Below are 20,102 nucleotides of genomic sequence, written 5' to 3'. Positions count from 1 at the left end.
TCGGGGCCCGGGACCCTGCGTGGTGGGTAGTTTGACTGGGGCGGTCGCCTCCTAAAGAGTAACGGAGGCGCGCGAAGGTTGGCTCAGAGCGGTCGGAAATCGCTCGTTGAGTGCAATGGCAGAAGCCAGCCTGACTGCGAGACTGACAAGTCGAGCAGAGTCGAAAGACGGCCATAGTGATCCGGTGGTCCCGAGTGGAAGGGCCATCGCTCAACGGATAAAAGGTACGCCGGGGATAACAGGCTGATACTGCCCAAGAGTCCATATCGACGGCACTGTTTGGCACCTCGATGTCGGCTCATCTCATCCTGGGGCTGGAGCAGGTCCCAAGGGTACGGCTGTTCGCCGTTTAAAGAGGTACGTGAGCTGGGTTTAGAACGTCGTGAGACAGTTCGGTCCCTATCTGCCGTGGGTGTAGGATACTTGAGAGGAGTTGCCCCTAGTACGAGAGGACCGGGGTGAACGATCCACTGGTGGACCAGTTGTCGACTACGGCAGTGCTGGGTAGCTATGATCGGACAGGATAACCGCTGAAGGCATCTAAGCGGGAAGCCCCCCTCAAAACAAGGTATCCCTGAGGACCGAGGTAGACGACCTCGTCGATAGGCCAGAGGTGTAAGTGCGGTAACGTACTCAGCTGACTGGTACTAATGGTCCGATAGGCTTGATTTGATCCAGTAGAAGCCAGTTCTACCGGGTCGGAAGCATACACGCAGTGTACTTGGACTTGGATCTGATGATCCAAAGCGAGTTTCTTTCTCGGTTTGGTGATCATAGCGCGAGCAAAACACCCAGCCCCCATCCCGAACCTGGCCGTTAAGTGCCGTAGCGCCGATGGTACTGCGTCTTAAGGCGTGGGAGAGTAGGTCATCGCCAAACCTAGTAAGAAACTCTCGTATCTCTCTGACGATGTACCGAAGCTTGAGCCGCCCCTCGGGCGGCTTTTTCGTGTCTTCATGTCTCACACCGCTAAGCGTAGAACGCGCCCCATGAAGAACGTCGTTTGCATCAATTGGGGCAAGAAATACGGCGCCCCCTACATTAACCGGCTCTATGCCATGGTGGCGCGCAACATCACGCCGCCTTTCCGTTTTGTTGCGTTCACCGACACGCGCGAGCAGGTCCGGGACGAGGTAGAGTGTTTCGATCTACCGCCGATCCCCGGCGGCAAGCTTCCCGTCAACACGCCTGGTAAATGGCCCAAGTCTCGACTGTGGGCACCCGCGCTCGGCGACCTTGAGGGCAACTTTCTCTTCATCGATCTCGACGTGCTGATCACCGGGTCGCTCGACCCGTTCTTCGAGTATGGCAATCCCGATCAGGTGATCCTTGGCCTGAACGCCGCGAAATGGCCGCTCAAGCGCGGGCAGACGTCGATCTATCGCGCCCCAGTGGGGAAGCTCGCGCCTCTGCAGGACATGTTCGCCGCCGATCCGCAGGGCACGGCCGACCGATACCGCTTCGAGCAATTCTTCGTCGCCGAGAATGCGCCGGGCGGGATCGATTATTGGCCGAAAGCCTGGATGAAGCATTTCCGCATCGAATGCATCCCGACCCTGCCGCTGAACTTTTTTAAGCCGCCCCGATTGCCCCTCGATTGCCGCGTCGTGATCTTCGCCGGCGGGCCCAATCCGCCGGAAGCCGCGAACGGTCAAGTCAATGCGCAGACCCCAGCCATGGGCCCTTGGACCTACATCCGGCATGCGCTCAAGCAGAAGCAGCCTCTCAAGAGGCTGCAGGATTATGGCCTGCCCGCCCCTTGGGTCGAGGAGCACTGGCGCGAATGAGCTACAGCGCCAGCCCGGCCCAGAGCCCGAAGCCGCCCACGGCCACGAGGCTCCCCGCCCACACGACGTCGAGGTTGAACCACGTCGCGCGGAGCGCCTTGAGGCCGAGATAGCGGTGCACGGCCCAGGCGAGCACGCCGCCGGAGCCGATCATCGCTGCGGTGTGCATGAGGCCCACGACGAAGGCCATGGCGACATTGGCGCCCATGAGATCAAGCGCGGCCCGGTGGCCCATGTCGAGCTCGTCCAACCCGCAGAGGCCGAGGAAGATCGGCACCAGCATGAGCCCCGCCCCGTGGGCCATGGCCACGAGGAAAGACCAGAGCGCGAGCTGCGATGGCTTCACCCGCGCGAGAAAGCGGGGATGCTTGCGATACCACAGCAGGAAGAGCCCCGTGGCGATCACCACGCAGGCGGCGCCGATCTGGATCTCGCGTTGGTACTCCACGAGCATGAACATGACGGCGAAGGGCAAGAGAATGCCGATCATCGCGAGAAAATGGCCCACGCTGAGCAGCCCGAGCGCGCGCCAGAGCGCCGCCCGCCGCCCTTCGAAGAGCGCGGCGGACACGGCCAGCGGCCAGCCCATGCCGGGATTGAGCCCGTGATAGAGCCCGGAGACGGCCACGGCGAGCCAGAGGCCCGCCGTCGTGCCGATCACCTCCATCTAGACGGAGGGGTAGCAGAAACTGTCCGTCGAACAGTCACCGCCTTCGAGCCGGATCTGGTGGGAGCGGTAGCCCTTCGGGAACTCCACCCAGAAATCCTCCGCCAGCGTGAAGGAGCCGTCATCGCCCACATTGGCCATGACCATCGCCGCGCCCCGGTCACCGGGATAGAACTGGTCATCCCACGTGGAATAGAGCGAGTTCGTCCAGTAGACGCGCTTTCCGTCGCGGCTGATCTCCACCATTTGGGGCCCGTAGCCGAACTCCTTCCCATTGGGATGCTTGGCCTTTTTGACGATCCCGCCGATCTCGATCTTGTTCGCGAGGACCGGGTTCATCGGGTCCGAAACATCATATTGATGCATCTCTCCCTGGCCCCAGCAGGACACGTAGAGATACTTGTCATCGAGGGAGAGGTCGATGTCGGTCACGAGCGCGGGCACCGCGCCGAAGCCCTGCAAGAGCGGCGGCAGGTCATCGGTCTCCGCGGGATGTGGCGCGATGGTGATCGTCTTCTTGGCCTCGAACGTGCCGTCGTCATTCTGCCACCATGTGAAGATCGCGCCCTCGAGATTGGTCGTGTCCACGACCACGCCGACGAAGCCGTGCTTCTTGATCGGGTCATGGGCCGGCCTGATTTCCAGCGCCATCTGGTACTGCTCGCCCAGGTCGATCGTCTGCTTCACCTTGCGCGCACGCAGGTCCCAGAAGTGGATGACGTGGCCGTACTTGTTGGAGAGCAGGTCCTCCGGAACGACGCCGTTTTCGAATTGCGGCGGCAAGCCCCATTCCGAGCTCACCATGTAGTCGCGCGGCAGGTTCCACCAGAAATCGTAATGCTTTGACTGCGCGCCGCGGTCGATCTCGTAGCGGCCGATGATGTCGAAGGTTTCGCAATCCAGGATGAAGATGCCCGGAGGGCCATCTGTCCCGTCCTCGCCGCCACCGCCCAACGTGGAGACATAGATGCCCTCGGGGCCGCAATGGATCGTGTGGGGGCGGGAATAGCCGGTCTTCTCGAAGACTTCCTCGGGCTCGATGATCTTGTGGATCTTGGCCTTGAGCGGCTCTTTCACGTCAAAGACGTAGATCCGCGAGGAGCGGATGCCCGGCACGATCAGGTAACGGCGCTCCACGAAGGCGTGGCCCGAGAGCGGGGAGAGGGAGGCAGAGCAGGCATTCCAGCCGAAATGGTGAAACTCGTCGCCTTTGTTCGGCACGATGACCTGGTGCACGATTTCGCCGTAGGTCTTCGACGACGGATCCACATCCACGATGGCGAGACCGTCGGGCTGCGAGAAATCCGGGGAGAGCATAAGGGTGAAGGCCAGCGTCTCGGCGGGCGCTTCCATGGCGTCTTTCGGCGATGGGTAAAATGATTTGTCTGGATGCACGTTCATTGAAAACAACTCCCTCCTGGCGCGGTTATTGCCTGACTCGGCCATGCGCCTTGGTGCCGAAAGTGAACGCGGGCGGATGCCCCTGCGTCAAGTTCGCTTTTGACGTGTGGAATTTGGCCGCGCCGAACTAGCTGGCACGGTCATGCCAGAGGGACACACCATCCACCGCGCCGCGCGGGATCATGCTGACATGCTCAAAGGACACGTGATCGCGGCGACCTCGCCCCAGGGCCGTTTTGCCGAGGGCGCCGCCGAGATCGACGGGCGGCGGTGCACGGGGACGGGAGCCGTGGGCAAGCATCTCCTTTATCATTTCGAGGGCGAGGTGACGGTGCACATCCATCTCGGGCTCGGCGGGTATTTCACGCCGGTGCGGCAGCCCGCCGATCCCCCGCGAGAGGTTGTCCGTCTTCGGCTCGAGAGCCCCACCCATGCGCTCGATATCATCGGGCCCAATACCTGCGAGATCCTGCCGGTGGACATGGAGACGTTTCGCCTCCGCTACGGGCCCGACCTCCTCGCCGAGCCGCCGGACCCGGACCGCGCCATCGCGGCCATCGCCCGCTCGCGCGCGCCCATCGCGCGGCTCCTGATGGATCAGAAGGTCATGTCCGGGATCGGCAATATCTACCGGGCCGAGATCCTCTGGCTGCGCAAGATCAATCCCATGACCCCGGGCCGGGACATCGTGGAGGCGGATCTGCGCGCGCTCTGGGACGAGATGCGCGGGCTCCTGCAGCTCGGGGTGGAGACGAATTCCATCATCACCAACGGGGACGTGCCGAAGGCCGGGGAAGAGATCACGGAGCGCACGAACATCTTCGCCCGCGAGGCCTGCCCACGCTGCAACGGGGCCATCGAGAAATCGAAGCTGAGCGGGCGGACGCTTTACCACTGCCCCACCTGCCAAGTCTAAGGCTTGATTAAAGCCGCGCGTCGCGCCCATGATGGGCCATGTTTGCGATTACCCCCGTTAAGACCGACACCGTTTTCCTTCTCCGACATGCCGAGGCCGTGGGCGCGGGCGCCGATGACCCGCTGACCGATGCGGGGCAGGCCGCGTCTGAGAGCCTCGTCGAGGCCTTGGAGGAGCTGGAGGTCGACGGCATCTTCGCCAGCCCCGCGGCGCGTGCCAAGGCCACCGTGGCGCCCTTCGCGGAGAAGTCGGGCCAGGGCGTGACCGTCATGACGGATCTGCGCGAGCATCGGCTGAGCCTCTCGGGCCACGACCCGGACGACCCGCTTCTCGAAACCCGCTTTACCAACCGCGCGCAGGCGCGGCCGGGCGGGGAGAGCTTCAATGCCGCGGCGGTGCGGCTCAGGCAGGCGATCAAGTCGATCTCGCGCCGACCGATCCGCGCCCCGCTCTTCGCGACCCATGGCGGCCTCATCGCGAGCCTCCTGAGCCAGATGGACAAGACCTATGGCTATGGGGAATTTCAGGCGATGCCGCGGCCCGCGCTCTTCAAGGTCACGCATCTGAAGGGCACGCCGCGCAAGATCGAGCCGCTCTAGCCGCTTTCCAGCGTCCCGGCGCGCCGCTAGCATGGCCGCAAAAGAGGCGCGGGCATGCCGGACAATCCATTTGATTTCATCCCCTCGCTCGAGGGCTACGACGAGGGGCCCACCGGGGCGCATCGGCTTAATCGCCGCTACGACATGATCGTGGCGCCCTTCAAGGCGGAGCTTTCTGACGCGCGCGTGCTCGACCTCGCCAGCCATGACGGGCGCTGGCCCTATGCGCTGGCCCATGCCGGCGCGCGCGAGGTGGTGGGGATCGAGGCGCGGCAGGCGCTGATCGATCGCTTCGCCGCCTTTCCCGATGTCGCGGCAAAGGGCCGGGTGCGCCTCCGGCAGGGGGATATCTTCGCCGGGATGGAAGAGCTTGCCGCCGCGGGAGAGACGTTCGACGTCGTGGCGGTTTACGGCATCTTCTACCACATCACGGAGCATTACCGGCTCGTCCTTCTCGCCCAGGCCCTGAAGCCGAAGCTCATCATCATCGACAGCGAGTTCATCGTCGCCTCCGACGGGCCCATCGTCCGCTTCATGCGAGAGGAGACCTCCAACGCGCTCAACACCGTGGCCCGCGCCGAGGGGCGCGAGGTGGAGCTCGTGGCCACGCCCTCCATGCGGCTCGTGGATGTCTTTGGCGAGGTCACCGGCTGGAGCACGGAGTGGATCGACTGGGACGTGCTGCCCGCGGAAGAACGCGCCGGTCTCGGCGACTATTTCCGGCAGAATGCACAGCGTCGCCGGGGGACAGTGGCCCTCCGCCCGCTCGGCACCTTCGACCCGAAGGAGAAGCGCCCGCGGGTCTGGGTCGACCCCCGCGACGGCAGCCGCAAGACCGATTAATTTCCGTGCGAAAGGCGCTTGGAGGGGGTTGCGACTCGTGCCCGACAGGCATAGCTACGCCTCACGCTGGCGCGGGATGGAGCAGCCCGGTAGCTCGTCAGGCTCATAACCTGAAGGTCGTAGGTTCAAATCCTACTCCCGCAACCAGCATGAAATACCCCCAGGTCGCCGACCTTGGGGGTTTTGTTTTTCTAGCTTTATGGCGGGCTTGCCCGCGGCCCTCGCTCAGGCTTCGAGCATGAAGCGCTTGGAGAGCGGCAGGCTCGCCGCGCCGAGCGGGCGGGCGCGTGGCCCGAGCGTACCGGCGGAGATGGTCGGGATCTGGAGGCCCTGGCGCGGCTGGGTCTCGAGCTCTTTGGTAACTGCCGCGATCACGCGGTCGCGCAGATCCGTGGGCATGTGGCCATCGATCAGCACGGCGGGGAAATCCATGATGGCGCTCCCGGCGAGGATAAGCTGCGCGAGCGCTGGCACCGCGTCGGCGAGCCAGGCGTCGAGGATCTCGGGCTCGATGGTCCAGTGATCCTGCTGGCCGAACATGTGCGCGGCATTGCCCTGCTGGGCCTCGACGCGGCGCTCGAGCCCGATGAGAGAGGCCACATCCAGAAGCTGCCGCCGGTCGCCGTCCTGGGCGGAGACGAGGAACGGACCCACCGCGCCCGCATTCCCGGCCCGCCCGGTATAGAGCGCGCCGTGGAGCGCGATCCCGCCGCCGACAAAGTAGCCGATATAGATGTATAGAAAGTCCGCGGGCGGATCGCCCGTTCCGAACGTGAGCTCGGCGCCGCAGGCACTCGTGGCATCGTTGCCGAGGTAGACCGGAAAATCGAAGAGGTCGGCCATCTCCGCGCGCAGGTCGAAGCCGCGCCAGGCGTCCATTTTCTCCGGATCCACGCCGATCATCGAGGCCCATTCCCAGAGATAGAAGGGAGAGGCGATGCCCATCCCGGCGATGCGCCGGCGCTGCGCGTCACTGACTGAGGCGCAGAGCTCCGTCACCGCGCGGCGGGCGAAGTCGAGGACGAGCTCCGGGGTGGGGTAGCTGTATGTCTGGTGGAGATGGGCGATCTCGGTGCCCACGAAATCCACGAGGATGAGTTCCGCAGACCGGCGTCCGACCTTCATGCCGAGGAAGTAGGCGCCGGTCGGCGCGAGCCGCATGGGAACAGAGGGCTGCCCCACCTTGCCGCGCAGTTTCTCGCCGCGCTCGAGCAGGCCATCGGCCTCCAGCGCGCGCATGATCACGGAGACGGTCTGGGCGGAAAGCCCGGTCTTTCGCGCGATTTCCGCCTTGGGGAGCGGTCCCACCCGCCGGAGGATCGAAAGGACGAGCCGCTCGTTGCGGGCGCGCATGCCGCTCTGATTCGAGCCCGTGGCCTCGAATTCATCAATCATATCAGTGGGGTTTGGCTCTATTCCGGCCATGATACATGCTCTCCTCCGCCGCACTTTCGGGGATCAGGGGCGTGTTGGTCAATAATAAATAAGAGTGATTTAGTTATTGACGTTTCCCTTGCGTCACGGCAGGAAAGCGCAGTGCACCCGGAAATCGGGGCGCAAGAATTGGGAGATTATCAATGAAGAAACTGATCGCGACGACGGCCCTCGTGGGTGCTTCCTTTGCCGGGACGGCGGCCCTCGCAGGCGGCCATGGTGTGTCCGCTTGCCTCATCACCAAGACCGACACCAACCCGTTCTTCGTGAAGATGCGCGAAGGCGCGGCTGCCAAGGCTGAAGAGCTCGGCATCACGCTCAACTCCTTCGCGGGCCAGGTCGACGGTGACCACGAGACACAGGTCGCCGCCATCGAGACCTGCATCGCCAACGAGGCGAGCGGGATCCTGATCACCGCGTCCGACACCTCTTCGATCGTGCCCGCCGTGCAGCAGGCGCGCGACGCAGGTATCCTCGTGATCGCGCTCGACACGCCGCTGAGCCCGATCGACGCCGCCGACATGACCTTTGCCACGGACAACTACCTGGCCGGTCAGCTCATCGGCCAATGGGCCGCGGCGACGCTGGGTGACGACGCTGCCAATGCGCGCATCGCCACGCTCGATCTCGCCGTGAGCCAGCCCACCGTGGACGTGCTCCGCAACCAGGGCTTCCTCGACGGCTTCGGCATCGACCTCGGTGACCCGAATGTCATCGGCGACGAGACGGACAGCCGCATCGTGGGCTCCGACGTGACGCAGGGCAACGAAGAGGGTGGCCGCCGCGCCATGGAGAACCTCCTCGCACAGGATCCGACGATCAACGTCGTCCACACGATCAACGAGCCTGCCGCCGCCGGTGCCTACGAGGCGCTCCGCTCCATCGGCCGCGAGAACGACGTGCTGATCGTTTCTGTCGACGGGGGCTGCCCGGGCGTGCAGAATGTGGCCGACGGCGTGATCGGCGCCACCTCGCAGCAATATCCGCTGCTCATGGCATCGCTCGGCATCGAGGCCATCGCGCAGTTTGCCGAGGACGGCACTCTGCCGGAGGCGACGCCGGGCAAGGACTTCTTCGACACGGGCGTGGCGCTCGTGACGGATGCGCCGGCGGATGGTGTTGAGAGCATCTCGGTCTCCGAGGGCACCGATCTCTGCTGGGGCTAAGCGCCTCTCGCCGAGCTGACAGTAGGGGCGGGCCCAGTGGCCCGCCCCGCACATCCGGACCTTAACGCGCAACACGACGGGGCCCCATGGCACAGACCGATTACGAAAGCGCCGCCTCCACAGCCGCCACCGAGGTGGCGAGCTTCGAGGAGCACAACAAGGGCATCTTCGGGAAATTCCACCACGCGCTGCACACGACCCCGGCCCTCGTGCCGCTGATCGTGCTGGTGAGCGCCATCGTGATCTTCGGGATCACGCTCGGGGAACGGTTCCTGTCGCCCTTCGCGCTGACGCTGATCCTCCAGCAGGTGCAGATCGTGGGCATTGTGGCCGCGGCGCAGTCCATCGTGATCCTGACGAAGGGGATCGACCTCTCCGTGGGCGCGATCTCGGTGATGTCGTCCGTCATCATGGGTCAGTTCACGTTCCGCTACGGGCTGCCCGTGGAGGTGGCGATCCTCTGCGGCCTCATGTGCGGCACGCTTATCGGCGCGCTGAATGGCTGGCTCGTGGCCTATATCAAGCTCCCGCCCTTCATCGTGACGCTGGGGATGTGGCAGATCGTTCTCGCCGCGAACTTCCTCTATTCCGCCAACGAGACCATCCGCAGCCAGGAGATCGAGGCCAACGCGCCGCTTCTGCAATTTCTCGGCGAGCGGTTCACCATTGGCGGGGCCGTCTTTACCTACGGCGTCGTCTTCATGATCGGGTTGGTCATCATCCTGGCCTACGCGCTCCGCCACACGGCCTGGGGCCGCCATGTCTATGCCGTGGGTGATGACCCCGAGGCTGCGGAGCTTTCGGGCGTCAACGTCAAGATGACGCTCATCTCCGTCTACGCGCTCGCAGGCCTCATCTGCGCCTTCGCGGGCTGGGCTCTCATTGGGCGCATCGGATCGGTGTCGCCCACCTCGGGCCAGCTTCTCAACATCGAGAGCATCACCGCTGTCGTGATCGGGGGCATCTCGCTTTTCGGCGGGCGGGGCTCGATCCTCGGCGCCTTCTTTGGCGCGCTGATCGTCGGCGTCTTCACGCTGGGCCTGCGGCTCGCGGGGGCGGATGCGCAATGGACGTTCCTCCTCATCGGCGTTCTCATCATCGCCGCCGTCGCGGTGGACCAGTGGATCAGAAAGGTGGCTGCGTAATGGCTGACCCCATCCTGAAAGCGCGCGGCCTCGTGAAGCGTTATGGCCGCGTGACCGCTCTCGATCATTGCGACTTCGACCTGATGCCCGGCGAGATCCTCGCCGTCATCGGGGATAACGGAGCCGGGAAGAGCTCGCTCATCAAGGCCGTCTCGGGCGCCGTCATCCCCGACGAGGGAGAGGTGGAGCTCGAAGGCGTGCGCGTGAGCTTCCGCTCGCCCATCGAGGCGCGGGAGGCCGGGATCGAGACGGTCTACCAGACGCTGGCCATGTCGCCGGCGCTCTCGATCGCCGACAACATGTTCATGGGCCGCGAGATCAGGAAGCCCGGCATTCGGGGCACGCTCTTCCGCCAGCTCGACCGCAAGAAAATGGAAGAGATGGCGCGCGAGAAGCTCTCCGAGCTGGGCCTCATGACGATCCAGAACATCAACCAGGCGGTGGAGACGCTCTCGGGCGGCCAGCGTCAGGGCGTGGCGGTGGCGCGTGCGGCGGCGTTCGGCTCGAAGGTCATCATCCTCGATGAGCCCACGGCGGCGCTCGGCGTGAAGGAGAGCCGGCGCGTGCTCGAGCTCATCATGGACGTGAAGAGCCGGGGCATTCCGATCATCCTCATCAGCCACAACATGCCCCATGTCTTCGAGGTGGCCGACCGTATCCATGTCCATCGCTTGGGCAAGCGGCTCACGGTGATCGATCCCAAGGATCACACCATGTCGGATGCCGTTGCCTACATGACCGGCGCGAAGGAGCCCGAGGCCGCGTAACGCCGCCGGCGCGAGCCACGAATCTTTGCAATAATTCGTGCGCGCCTCAGAGGCCGCCGCGCAGGCGGGAATAAAGCTCCCGGAACTGCGCCAGGCGAGGCTCGAGGCGCGGCGTCTCCGGCTCGAAGACCTTTTTCAGTTTCGGCGTGAAGGCCAGATCGCTTTGGCTGATCTCACCCAGCCCCACCTGCGCGAGCCGTGCGGCCCCGTAGGCCGGGCCGCCGCGCCCCGCCTCCGCGCGGGCCACCGGATGCCCGAGGACACTGGCCAGCGTGCCGAGGACGAGGTCGCTTTGCGCGCCGCCGCCAAGGACGGGGATCGGGCCGTCGGGCGCGAAGCCCGCGCCGAAACTGTCCCGCGCGTCCCGCATCATGAAGGCCATCGCCTCCACCACCGCCCGCGCCATCTCGGGGCGCCCCGTGGCATCCTCCAGCCCGTAGAAGCCCGCGCGGATGGCCGGGTCGCCATGGGGGCTGCGCTCACCGGTGAGGTAGGGGAGAAAGAGCGGCACGCGGCTCGTGTCGGCGCGCGCCGCCTCGGCCAGCATGGTCTCCACCTCCATGCCCAGAACCCCGGCGAACCACGCCATGGGGCGCGCGCCGTTGAGCATCGCGGCCATGCGGTACCAGAGGCCCGGGAGGGTATGGGCAAAGGCATGGACGAACTCGTCCGGGTTCGGGGCATAGGCCGCGTCGACGACGAGAAGCTGGCCGGATGTCCCGAGCGAGATAAAACAGGCACCGGGCCGCGCGGCCCCGACCGAGAGCGCGCCCGTGGCCGCGTCGCCGCCGCCCGCGAAGAGCGGAATGCCCGTCGGAAGCCCGAGCTCCCGGGCGCGTTCCGCGCGGATCTTGCCCACCTCGGCGAAGCCATCCCTGAGCGGAGGGAGCCATGCGGGATCCGTGGCGGAGGCCTCGGCCAGGGCCGGGTCCCAGGCGCGGGATGCCTGATCGAGCCAGAGCGTGCCGGCCGCATCCGACATGTCTGATCCCGCCTCCCCGGTGAGCCAGAGCGCGAGGTAGTCCTTGGGCAGCATGACCGACGCGATGCGCCCGTGGGCCTCGGGCTCCGCCTCGGCAAGCCAGAGGAGCTTTGGCGCCGTGAAGCCCGGCAGGGGCCGCACACCCGCGCGCATCCCGATATCGGGGATGCGGTCTTCCAAGACTTCGCAGTGGGCCGCGGCGCGGCTGTCGTTCCAGAGGATGCAGTCGCGGACGGGCGCGTTCTGGGCGTCAAGCATCACCGCGCCGTGCATCTGCCCGGAAAGGCTGATGCCCGCCACATCGGCGCGCCGCGGGCCGAGGGCAGCGACGGCGCGGCGCATCGCCTCGAGCCAATCCGCCGGTGCTTGTTCCGACCATCCGGGCCGGGGAGAGGAGACGCTGAGCGGCCCGAGGCCCTCGGCCACGATTGCCTCGCCCTCTACGAGCACGGCCTTGACGGCCGAGGTCCCCAGATCGATCCCCAACACCAGCATTCATGGTCCTCCGTTTCGCGCGACCATAGTAAGAGCGACAGGAATGCACAAAGGCCCGCGCGCGCGCGCCGCTTTTCCCCCGCGCTTCGGCAGGTTAGGTCGGCGGGGAAAGGAGACAGACATGTCATCCATCGTATCCATCGCGGGCCTGCGGAAGGTCTACGGCTCGGGCTTCGAGGCGCTGAGCGGCGTCGATCTCGACATCGAGGAGGGAGAGGTGCTGGCGCTGCTCGGCCCCAATGGCGCGGGCAAGACGACGCTGATCTCCACCATCTGCGGCATCACCACCCATACCGGCGGGACGGTCACGGTGGGCGGGCATGACATCGTGTCAGGCTACCGCAAGACCCGCAGCCTCATCGGCCTCGTGCCCCAGGACATCGCGCTCGAGCCCTTTGCCAAGGTCATGGATACGGTCCGCTTTTCCCGCGGTCTCTTCGGCGCACCGCCAAACGATCCCTATATCCGCGAGCTGCTGAAGACGCTCTCGCTCGATGACAAGGCGGCGGAGGAGGTGCGCGAGCTCTCGGGCGGCATGAAGCGCCGGGTTCTCATCGCCAAGGCGCTGGCCCACGAGCCCCGCATCCTGTTTCTCGACGAGCCCACCGCGGGCGTTGACGTGGAGCTCCGCAAGGGGATGTGGGAGACGGTGGAAAAGCTCCGCCAGCAGGGCGTCACCATCATCCTGACGACCCACTACATCGAAGAGGCCGAGGCCATCGCGGACCGCGTGGCCGTCATCAACAAGGGGCGCATCCTCCTCGTGGAGGAGAAGGACAAGCTCATGGCGCGCATGGGGCAAAAGGAGCTGCGCATCGAGCTCGCGGAGCCGCTCGGTGCCGTGCCGGAAGGGCTTTCCCGCGAGGGGCTGTCGCTCGGCGAAGGCGGGACAGTCCTGACCTACAGCTACGACAGCGCGGGGGAGCGCACCGGCATGGGCTCGCTCATGGCGGATCTCCAGAAGGCCGGGCTCAGCATCCGCGACCTCAAGACCACCCAGTCGAGCCTCGAACAGATCTTTGTCGAGCTGGTGCATGAAGGGGAGGCCGCGGAATGAACATGCAGGCCGTCAAGACGATCTACGCCGCTGAAATGGCGCGCTTTTTCCGGACGCTGGCGCAGAGCTTCATCTCGCCCGTGCTATCCACCTCGCTCTACTTCGTCGTGTTCGGCACGGCTATCGGCTCCCGCATCCAGGAGGTGGAAGGCGTGAGCTACGGGGCCTTCATCGTGCCCGGCCTCATTATGCTGACGGTCATGACGCAGGGCATCTCCAACGCGTCCTTCGGCATCTACTTTCCGAAATTCATCGGCACGTTCTCGGAGCTGCTCTCCGCGCCGATCAACTTCCTCGAGATCGTCATCGGCTATGTGGGTGCGGCGGCCACGAAATCGCTTTTCATCGGGCTCGTGATCCTGGGGACGTCGTTTTTCTTCGTGGAGATGACGATCCTGCACCCGCTCGCCATGCTCGCCTTTCTCGTGCTCACCTGCATCAGCTTCGCGCTCATGGGCTTCATCATCGGGATCTGGGCGAAGAATTTCGAGCAGCTCCAGCTCATCCCGCTCCTCGTCGTGACGCCCCTCGTCTTCCTCGGCGGCTCGTTCTACTCGATCTCCATGCTGCCGCCGCTCTGGCAGCAGGTGACGTATTTCAACCCGGTCGTGTACCTGATCTCGGGCTTCCGCTGGGCCTTTTTCGGGCAGGCCGACGTGCCGGTGGGCCTCTCGCTTCTGGCCATCGGTGCGTTTACGGCGCTCTGCCTCGCCATCATCTGGTGGATTTTCCGCACGGGCTGGCGGCTTAGGGAGTGAGGCCGCTTTGCTGGACAAAGCTGCCGTGCTTGAAACCATGGGGACTGGCAGCTTCCAGAGGAAGCCTAAGGCATAGCCCTCAAAGAAGAACCGTTGCAGCCTCCAGTAGGCTGTCATGCGCTGTTTTGCGCATGTGGTCCTCTTTGGCGGGTTCGAGTCCCCATTCCGCCATATACTTCAACGCTGCCGACGAAACGTAAGCATTCCAGAGGGCAAGCCTGCGCGGGTCAATCTCTCGATGTTTGGCATACGTATCCTCAAACAGAACTTTTCCCGCCTCACCGTGGATGTATTGCAACTCCAGGCTCGTGCAGGCAACATCGGAAAGAGGGTCGCCCAATGCAGCATCTTCCCAATCGAGGATTGCCGCAATCCGCCCGTGTTTCCAGAGAAGGTTTGCAGGCCAAAAGTCTCCATGCAAAACGACATCTGGACCATCAAATGGTGCATTCTCTATTTCTTTGAGGTAGCCACGGAATTTCTTCCATTCTGAGCCCGTGGGCAGAAACTCAAGAAGTTCTGGGACCGGATCAATCCGACGTGGCAGCGTTGGCATGAGGCACACTGGAACTTCTTGCACGGAGATCAGAGCTTCGGCCATAGTCTCGAAGGTTGCTTTGCGCATGGGTTTTACGAAATCAGATGACCCTTCAACAAACGCAATCATCAGGAATGGGTTTTCCAGCACAGAGCAGCTTGCATCAAAACTAAGTGGCTTGGGCACCGAAATCCCTGCCTGAAAAAGTGCTTCAAGTATATTGAACTCAAGTTCTGCGGCGTGACCGCAATGTGTTGCGCCGTGAATTCGCAGCACGATGTTCTCTATAGTACCATTAGGCCGCAAGAGCGTGACGCGATAGACTTCGGCGGAAACTCCTCCTTCCATTCGCTCTATAAATTTTGGCACAACGCCTTCGGCGTACTGTTCGACGGCGCGGCGTAGGTTTTCATCATTTAAGGTTAACAATTCAGCCGCCTTTCGAACGGAGCGGACAATCGTGCATCGTGCAGCAACGGTCAATAAGGACTCAAACTGAGCATTCGCTGCGCGCCGCCTGTGCGCTCAAAGCTCACATCGGCTGCGGTGGGTTGAGCCCAGGTGCCTTTGCACGGGAGCTCAAGCCAAAGCTTCCCCCGACCCCGCCTTGTTGCCAGGGTCCAAGGGGCCTAAATGGCAGCCAATGAAAAGATACATCCCCTTCATGAAGAACGACCCGGAGGTCGCTGTCGTGCGGCTCGACGGGCTGATCGCCGCGGGGCGCGGGCTCAATGACAACGGCATCGGGCCGGTGCTGGAAAAGGCCTTCTCGGGCAAACGGGCGGCGGTAGCGCTGGTGATCAACTCTCCCGGCGGCAGCCCCGTGCAGAGCGCGCTCATCGGCGCGCGGATCCGGCGGCTGGCGGAGGAGAAGGAAACCCCGGTCTATGCCTTCGTAGAGGATGTGGCGGCCTCGGGCGGCTACTGGCTGGCCGCGGCGGCCGACGAGATCTTCGTCGACGAAAGCTCCGTCATCGGCTCCATCGGGGTCATCTCCGCGGGCTTCGGCTTCCCCGAGGCGCTGGAGCGCTACGGGGTGGAGCGCCGTGTGTATACCGCGGGCAAATCGAAGAGCATGAACGACCCGTTCCGCCCCACGAAGGACGAGGACGTGGCGCGGCTCAAAGTGCTGCTCGACGACATCCACCAGACCTTCATCGATCACGTGAGCCATCGCCGCGGTGCGAAGCTCGCCGAGGATGACCGGCTCTTCACCGGGGAGATCTGGGTGGGCCGGAAGGGCGTGGACGTGGGCCTCGCAGATGCCGTGGGCCATATCACGCCTGTCCTGCGGGAGCGCTTTGGCAAGAAGGTGAAGTTCCGCCGCTACGGCCAGCGGAAGCCGCTCTTGAGCCGCCTGGGCGCGCGCGTCCTCGGCGATCTCAGCCACGGGGTCGAGGAGCGGGCGGCCTACGCCCAGTTCGGCCTCTGAGATGATCCTGAAGATCGTCACCCTCTTCCTGATCGTCATCGCGGCCATGGCGATGTTCGGACGCTTGCGCTTCCCCGGGCAGGAGAGGCTGCAGCGCCTCACGGCGAAGAAGTGCCGCGCCTGTGGGCGGCCGCGCATCGGCAAGGGTCCCTGTCCCTGCGGTGAGGGTGCATGATCCTCGATTGGGTCTATGTGGCGCTCGGGCTCGTGATCCTGCTTCTGGCGGGGGACGTGCTGGTGAAGGGTGCGGTGAACCTCGCGCTCCGCCTCGGGATCCCCGCGCTCATCGTGTCGCTGACGATCGTGGCCTTTGGCACGTCGGCGCCCGAGCTCCTGATCTCGGTCAACGCGCTGCTCGACGATCAGCCCGGGCTCGCCATCGGCAACGTGGTGGGCTCGAACACGGCCAATATCCTGCTCGTGCTCGGTCTGCCCGCGCTCGTCTTCACGATGTCCACGGCCGATTGCGACACGCGCAAGAGCTACGTTCACATGATTCTCGGCTCGCTCCTTTTCATCGGCATCGCCTACGCCGCGCCGCTCACATGGTGGCACGGGCTCATCCTGCTCGGCGCGCTCAGCCTCGTGCTCTTCGACCAGTTTCTCGACGCCAAGAAAGCACGGATGGCCGACTCCGGCCCGTCCGGGGCGGAGGAGGATCTCGAGGGCGTGGATCCCGAGCTTCCGGGCTGGCGGATCGCGCTCTTTCTCGCGTTGGGGATCGTGGGGCTCCCGCTGGGTGCAGATCTCCTCGTGGACGGCGCCTCGAGCATCGCGAGGGCCTTCGGCATGTCGGATGCCCATATCGGGCTCACGCTCGTGGCCATCGGCACCTCGCTGCCCGAGCTCGCCACCACCATGGTCGCCGCCTATCGCCGGCAGGCGGATGTGGCGCTGGGCAATGTCATCGGGTCCAACCTCTTCAACCTTCTGGCCATCGTGGGCGTCACGGCGCTCGTGGCGCCAATAGAGGTGGCGCGGCAGTTTTTCGTCATCGACTTCTGGACGATGCTCGCAGCCTCCATCGTGCTCGCGCCCTTCGTCTTCTTCAAATGGGGGCTGGGGCGGCTCTGGGGCGCGGCGTTCATGGCCGCCTACATCCTCTACATCTTCACGGTGCTCGGCTGATGCGGGCGCTGGTGACAGGGGCTGGCGCGCGGCTGGGTCAGGCCATGGCGATCTATCTCGCTGGGCGCGGCTTCGACGTGGCCGTGCATTACGCCTCGTCCTCAGCCGGGGCGGAGAAGACCGTGGCGGGCGTCGAAGCCGCTGGTCAGCGCGGCGTGACGCTCAAGGCCGATCTCCTCGATGACACGGAGACGCAGGCGCTCCTGTCCGCGGCGCGAGAGGCGCTGGGCGGAGACATCACCTGCCTCGTCAACAATGCCTCGATCTTCGAGTACGACACGCTCGAGACGGCCACGCGCGAAAGCTGGGACAGGCATATCGGCTCGAACCTGCGCGCGCCCTTTCTCCTGACGCAGGCCGTGGCGGCGCAGGGCACGCCCGTGGACACGGACGGAGAGCCCAAGGCCTCGGGCCTCGTCGTCAACATGATCGACCAGCGGGTGCGCAAGCTCACGCCGGAATTCATGACCTACACCATCGCCAAGATGGGGCTCTGGGCTTTCACGCAGACGGCCGCGCAGGCGCTCGCGCCCCGCATCCGCGTCAATGCGATCGGTCCGGGCCCCACGCTCCAGGGCGGCCGCCAGAGCGCGGAACACTTCGCCAAGCAGCGGGCCGCCACGGTGCTCGGGCGCGGCGCGCACCCCGCGGATATCAACGCGGCGCTCGGTTACTTTCTCGACGCGCCGGCGATCACTGGACAGTTGCTTTGCGTGGACGGGGGGCAGCACTTGACGTGGCAGACTCCGGACGTTTTGGGGGTTGAATAAGAGGCGGAATGGAGAGTTGTGCACCGGTGCGATTCTCGTCACAGACGTGTTACAAAAACTCTAAGAAAATCAGCGTATTGTCCTGTGACAATAAAAATATGAAGCAAATTCAATGCCTTGATAAATAGCCTAAAAATTAGGCAGTCAAAGCAACGGTAAAGAAAACAAGGAAAAATTCGCGCTGCGCCAACGTTATCCGGCAACTTATCCCCAGCTTTCGTGGATAGGAAAAGCGTTGCAGGCGGGGGGCCTCTGTAGCAGCCAAAACGAGAATCGACGGCATGGATCAGGACTTGTCAAACAGCGCTGACACACCGGAGACAGGGCAGGCTGTCATCGCCCGATATGTGCGCACATTGGATGGATCTCCGGGCGTTTACCGGATGCTCGATGCACAGTCGCGCGTGCTCTATGTCGGCAAGGCAAAGAACCTGAAGAACCGCGTGTCGAACTACGCGCGCGGAAATGCGCATGCCCCGCATATCTTCCGGGTGATCGCCGAGACCGCCTCGATGATGTTCCTGACGACGCGCACGGAGACGGAGGCGCTGCTCCTCGAGCAGAACCTCATCAAGCAGCTCAAGCCGAAATACAACGTCCTGCTCAGGGACGACAAATCCTTCCCCTACATCTTCATCAGCTCGGAGCACGATTTTCCGAAGCTCGAGAAGCACCGCGGCGCCAAGACCCGCAAGGGGCGCTACTATGGCCCCTTCGCCAGCGCCGGCGCAGTGAACCGGACGCTGAACACGCTCCAAAAGGTCTTTCTCCTCAGGACCTGCTCGGATCGCGAAGTGGAGGCCGGAGATCGCCCCTGCCTGAACTATCACATGAAGCGGTGCGCGGGCCCTTGCGGCGGGAAGGTGACCCCGGAGGATTACGCGGTGCTCGTGCGCGAGGCCGATGACTTTCTCCAGGGCAAGACGACGAAGGTCCAGCAGACCCTCGCCGCCCAGATGGAGGAGGCGAGTGCCCAGATGGAGTTCGAGCGCGCCGCGGCCTTGCGGGACCGGATTCGCGCGCTCACGCAGGTCCAATCGGCCCAGGGAATCAACCCGCAGGGCGTGAAGGAGGCCGATGTCATCGCGCTCCATGTCGAAGGCGGGCAGGCCTGCGTGCAGGTCTTCTTCATCCGCGCCAACCAGAACTGGGGCAACCGTGATTACTATCCTCGCGTGACGGGCTCGAACAGCGAGGCGGAGATCATGCAGGCCTTCCTCGGCCAGTTCTACGGCGACCGGGAGCCGCCCCGGCAGGTGATCCTCTCCCACGACGTGGAAGACCGCGATCTCGTCACCGAAGCGCTGGGCGAAAAGGCCGAGCGCAAGGTGGAGCTTCTCATCCCCCAGCGCGGCGAGAAGGCGGAGCTCATCGCCAATGCCTCCCGCAATGCCCGCGAGAGCCTCGCGCGGAAGATGTCTGAGAGCGCCACGCAGATGAAGCTCCTCAGGGGCATCGCGGAGGCCTTCGACATGGAAGAGCCGCCGCAGCGGATCGAGGTCTACGACAACTCCCATATCCAGGGCACCAATGCGGTGGGCGGCATGATCGTGGCGGGCCCCGACGGCTTCCTCAAGTCGCAGTACCGGAAGTTCAACATCAAGGGTGAAGAGCTCACGCCGGGCGACGATTTCGGTATGATGAAGGAGGTCCTTTCGCGCCGCTTCAAGCGGCTCCTCAAGGAGGACCCGGACCGTGAGACGGAGGTCTGGCCGGACCTTCTCCTCATCGATGGCGGGCAGGGCCAGGTGAGCGCCGTGCACGGGATCATGAAAGAGCTCGGCGTCGACGACATTACCATGGTGGGCGTCGCCAAGGGCGTAGACCGTGACCTCGGCAAGGAAGAGTTTCACCGCATGGGCCGGGGCGTGAAGGCGCTCCGCCACAATGATCCCGTCCTCTACTTCATCCAGCGGATGCGCGACGAGGCCCACCGCTTCGCCATCGGCACCCACCGCGCCAAACGTGCCAAGGCGATGTCGAAGAATCCGCTCGATGATATCCCCGGCGTCGGCGCCACCCGCAAACGCGCGCTCCTCGCGCATTTCGGGTCGGCGAAGGCCGTCAGCCGCGCCAATCTCGCCGATCTGAAAGCCGTCGATGGCGTAAGCGAGGGCCTCGCGGAGAAGATCTACGGGTTCTTCCATGAAGGATGAGACGCGTACAAAACGTGCCCCGGGCTCTGGATTTTTGTACAAAATGAGGCGAAAGCCCTCG

19 protein-coding genes, 1 tRNA gene and 2 rRNA genes are annotated in these 20,102 nt (G+C 64.3%); 17 read left to right on the top strand and 5 right to left on the bottom strand.

Going from position 1 to position 20,102, the window contains the following annotated elements; all coding sequences use genetic code 11:
* The 3 genes from AAFM92_11955 to AAFM92_11945 all read left to right on the top strand — a co-directional run.
* A 23S ribosomal RNA gene (locus AAFM92_11955) occupies nt 1-672 on the top strand; the annotation flags it as partial.
* Nucleotides 673-763: 91 nt separating this feature from the next.
* Nucleotides 764-879: ribosomal RNA gene (gene rrf, locus AAFM92_11950) — 5S ribosomal RNA — on the top strand.
* 110 nt (nt 880-989) lie between these two features.
* On the top strand, nt 990-1,787 hold the full coding sequence (locus tag AAFM92_11945) for a glycosyl transferase (protein MEL7301087.1): 798 nt from the start codon (nt 990-992) through the stop codon (nt 1,785-1,787).
* Nucleotide 1,788: 1 nt separating this feature from the next.
* On the opposite strand, the gene AAFM92_11940 is transcribed toward AAFM92_11945, so the two are convergent.
* Entirely contained in the window at nt 1,789-2,454 is a 666-nt protein-coding gene (locus tag AAFM92_11940; GenBank protein MEL7301086.1) for a hypothetical protein, read from the bottom strand.
* Nucleotides 2,455-3,855 (bottom strand): selenium-binding protein SBP56-related protein, encoded by a 1,401-nt coding sequence (locus AAFM92_11935; protein ID MEL7301085.1) that lies wholly within the window; start codon nt 3,853-3,855, stop codon nt 2,455-2,457.
* Nucleotides 3,856-3,997: 142 nt separating this feature from the next.
* Between AAFM92_11935 and AAFM92_11930 the strand changes: the two genes are divergently transcribed.
* From AAFM92_11930 to AAFM92_11915, 4 genes are all read left to right on the top strand, one after another.
* The gene (locus AAFM92_11930; protein ID MEL7301084.1) at nt 3,998-4,771 is read left to right on the top strand and encodes a DNA-formamidopyrimidine glycosylase family protein; all 774 of its coding nucleotides are present in this window, start codon (nt 3,998-4,000) and stop codon (nt 4,769-4,771) included.
* 38 nt (nt 4,772-4,809) lie between these two features.
* Nucleotides 4,810-5,370, top strand: coding sequence for a histidine phosphatase family protein (locus AAFM92_11925; GenBank protein ID MEL7301083.1), 561 nt, complete (start codon nt 4,810-4,812; stop codon nt 5,368-5,370).
* 54 nt (nt 5,371-5,424) lie between these two features.
* Nucleotides 5,425-6,213 (top strand): class I SAM-dependent methyltransferase, encoded by a 789-nt coding sequence (locus tag AAFM92_11920; protein MEL7301082.1) that lies wholly within the window; start codon nt 5,425-5,427, stop codon nt 6,211-6,213.
* A 70-nt stretch (nt 6,214-6,283) separates the two neighbouring features.
* Nucleotides 6,284-6,360 (top strand) — tRNA-Met (locus tag AAFM92_11915).
* A gap of 78 nt (nt 6,361-6,438) precedes the next feature.
* On the opposite strand, the gene AAFM92_11910 is transcribed toward AAFM92_11915, so the two are convergent.
* Nucleotides 6,439-7,608 carry an ROK family transcriptional regulator gene (locus AAFM92_11910; GenBank protein MEL7301081.1) on the bottom strand — a complete coding sequence of 390 codons (1,170 nt, stop codon included), beginning with the start codon at nt 7,606-7,608 and terminating at the stop codon, nt 6,439-6,441.
* 182 nt (nt 7,609-7,790) lie between these two features.
* Between AAFM92_11910 and AAFM92_11905 the strand changes: the two genes are divergently transcribed.
* From AAFM92_11905 to AAFM92_11895, 3 genes are all read left to right on the top strand, one after another.
* Nucleotides 7,791-8,813, top strand: a complete 1,023-nt coding sequence (locus tag AAFM92_11905; protein ID MEL7301080.1) for a sugar ABC transporter substrate-binding protein — start codon at nt 7,791-7,793, stop codon at nt 8,811-8,813.
* An 86-nt stretch (nt 8,814-8,899) separates the two neighbouring features.
* Entirely contained in the window at nt 8,900-9,958 is a 1,059-nt protein-coding gene (locus tag AAFM92_11900) for an ABC transporter permease (GenBank protein ID MEL7301079.1), read from the top strand.
* The gene (locus AAFM92_11895; protein MEL7301078.1) at nt 9,958-10,725 is read left to right on the top strand and encodes an ATP-binding cassette domain-containing protein; all 768 of its coding nucleotides are present in this window, start codon (nt 9,958-9,960) and stop codon (nt 10,723-10,725) included. Before AAFM92_11900 ends, AAFM92_11895 begins: the two co-directional genes overlap by 1 nt.
* Before the next feature lie 46 nt (nt 10,726-10,771).
* Here the strand turns inward: AAFM92_11895 and xylB are convergent, their stop codons facing one another.
* Nucleotides 10,772-12,202: a xylulokinase gene (gene xylB / locus AAFM92_11890; GenBank protein MEL7301077.1), complete on the bottom strand. Its 1,431-nt coding sequence runs from the start codon at nt 12,200-12,202 to the stop codon at nt 10,772-10,774.
* Nucleotides 12,203-12,323: 121 nt separating this feature from the next.
* Here xylB and AAFM92_11885 point away from each other — a divergent pair, with 121 nt between their 5' ends.
* Nucleotides 12,324-13,259 carry an ABC transporter ATP-binding protein gene (locus tag AAFM92_11885; protein ID MEL7301076.1) on the top strand — a complete coding sequence of 312 codons (936 nt, stop codon included), beginning with the start codon at nt 12,324-12,326 and terminating at the stop codon, nt 13,257-13,259.
* The gene (locus AAFM92_11880) at nt 13,256-14,017 is read left to right on the top strand and encodes an ABC transporter permease (protein ID MEL7301075.1); all 762 of its coding nucleotides are present in this window, start codon (nt 13,256-13,258) and stop codon (nt 14,015-14,017) included. Before AAFM92_11885 ends, AAFM92_11880 begins: the two co-directional genes overlap by 4 nt.
* 79 nt (nt 14,018-14,096) lie before the next feature.
* Here the strand turns inward: AAFM92_11880 and AAFM92_11875 are convergent, their stop codons facing one another.
* Nucleotides 14,097-15,038, bottom strand: coding sequence for a phosphotransferase (locus tag AAFM92_11875; GenBank protein MEL7301074.1), 942 nt, complete (start codon nt 15,036-15,038; stop codon nt 14,097-14,099).
* 160 nt (nt 15,039-15,198) lie between these two features.
* On the opposite strand from AAFM92_11875, the gene AAFM92_11870 reads away from it, so the two are divergent.
* The 5 genes from AAFM92_11870 to uvrC all read left to right on the top strand — a co-directional run bounded on the left by AAFM92_11870 (nt 15,199) and on the right by uvrC (nt 20,041).
* On the top strand, nt 15,199-15,987 hold the full coding sequence (locus AAFM92_11870; protein MEL7301073.1) for a S49 family peptidase: 789 nt from the start codon (nt 15,199-15,201) through the stop codon (nt 15,985-15,987).
* 1 nt (nt 15,988) lies between these two features.
* Nucleotides 15,989-16,162, top strand: a complete 174-nt coding sequence (locus AAFM92_11865) for a hypothetical protein (protein MEL7301072.1) — start codon at nt 15,989-15,991, stop codon at nt 16,160-16,162.
* Nucleotides 16,159-17,115, top strand: a complete 957-nt coding sequence (locus AAFM92_11860; protein MEL7301071.1) for a calcium/sodium antiporter — start codon at nt 16,159-16,161, stop codon at nt 17,113-17,115. Before AAFM92_11865 ends, AAFM92_11860 begins: the two co-directional genes overlap by 4 nt.
* Nucleotides 17,115-17,885, top strand: a complete 771-nt coding sequence (locus AAFM92_11855) for an SDR family oxidoreductase (GenBank protein MEL7301070.1) — start codon at nt 17,115-17,117, stop codon at nt 17,883-17,885. Before AAFM92_11860 ends, AAFM92_11855 begins: the two co-directional genes overlap by 1 nt.
* 281 nt (nt 17,886-18,166) lie before the next feature.
* Nucleotides 18,167-20,041 (top strand): excinuclease ABC subunit UvrC, encoded by a 1,875-nt coding sequence (gene uvrC / locus AAFM92_11850; protein MEL7301069.1) that lies wholly within the window; start codon nt 18,167-18,169, stop codon nt 20,039-20,041.
* The last annotated feature ends 61 nt before the right edge of the window (nt 20,042-20,102 follow it).

The organism is Pseudomonadota bacterium, from assembly GCA_038533575.1.
Lineage (GTDB): Bacteria > Pseudomonadota > Alphaproteobacteria > Rhodobacterales > Rhodobacteraceae > Shimia_B.
The sequence above is the reverse complement of the archived record's forward strand: the minus strand, read 5'-3'. Positions and strand labels throughout refer to the sequence as shown.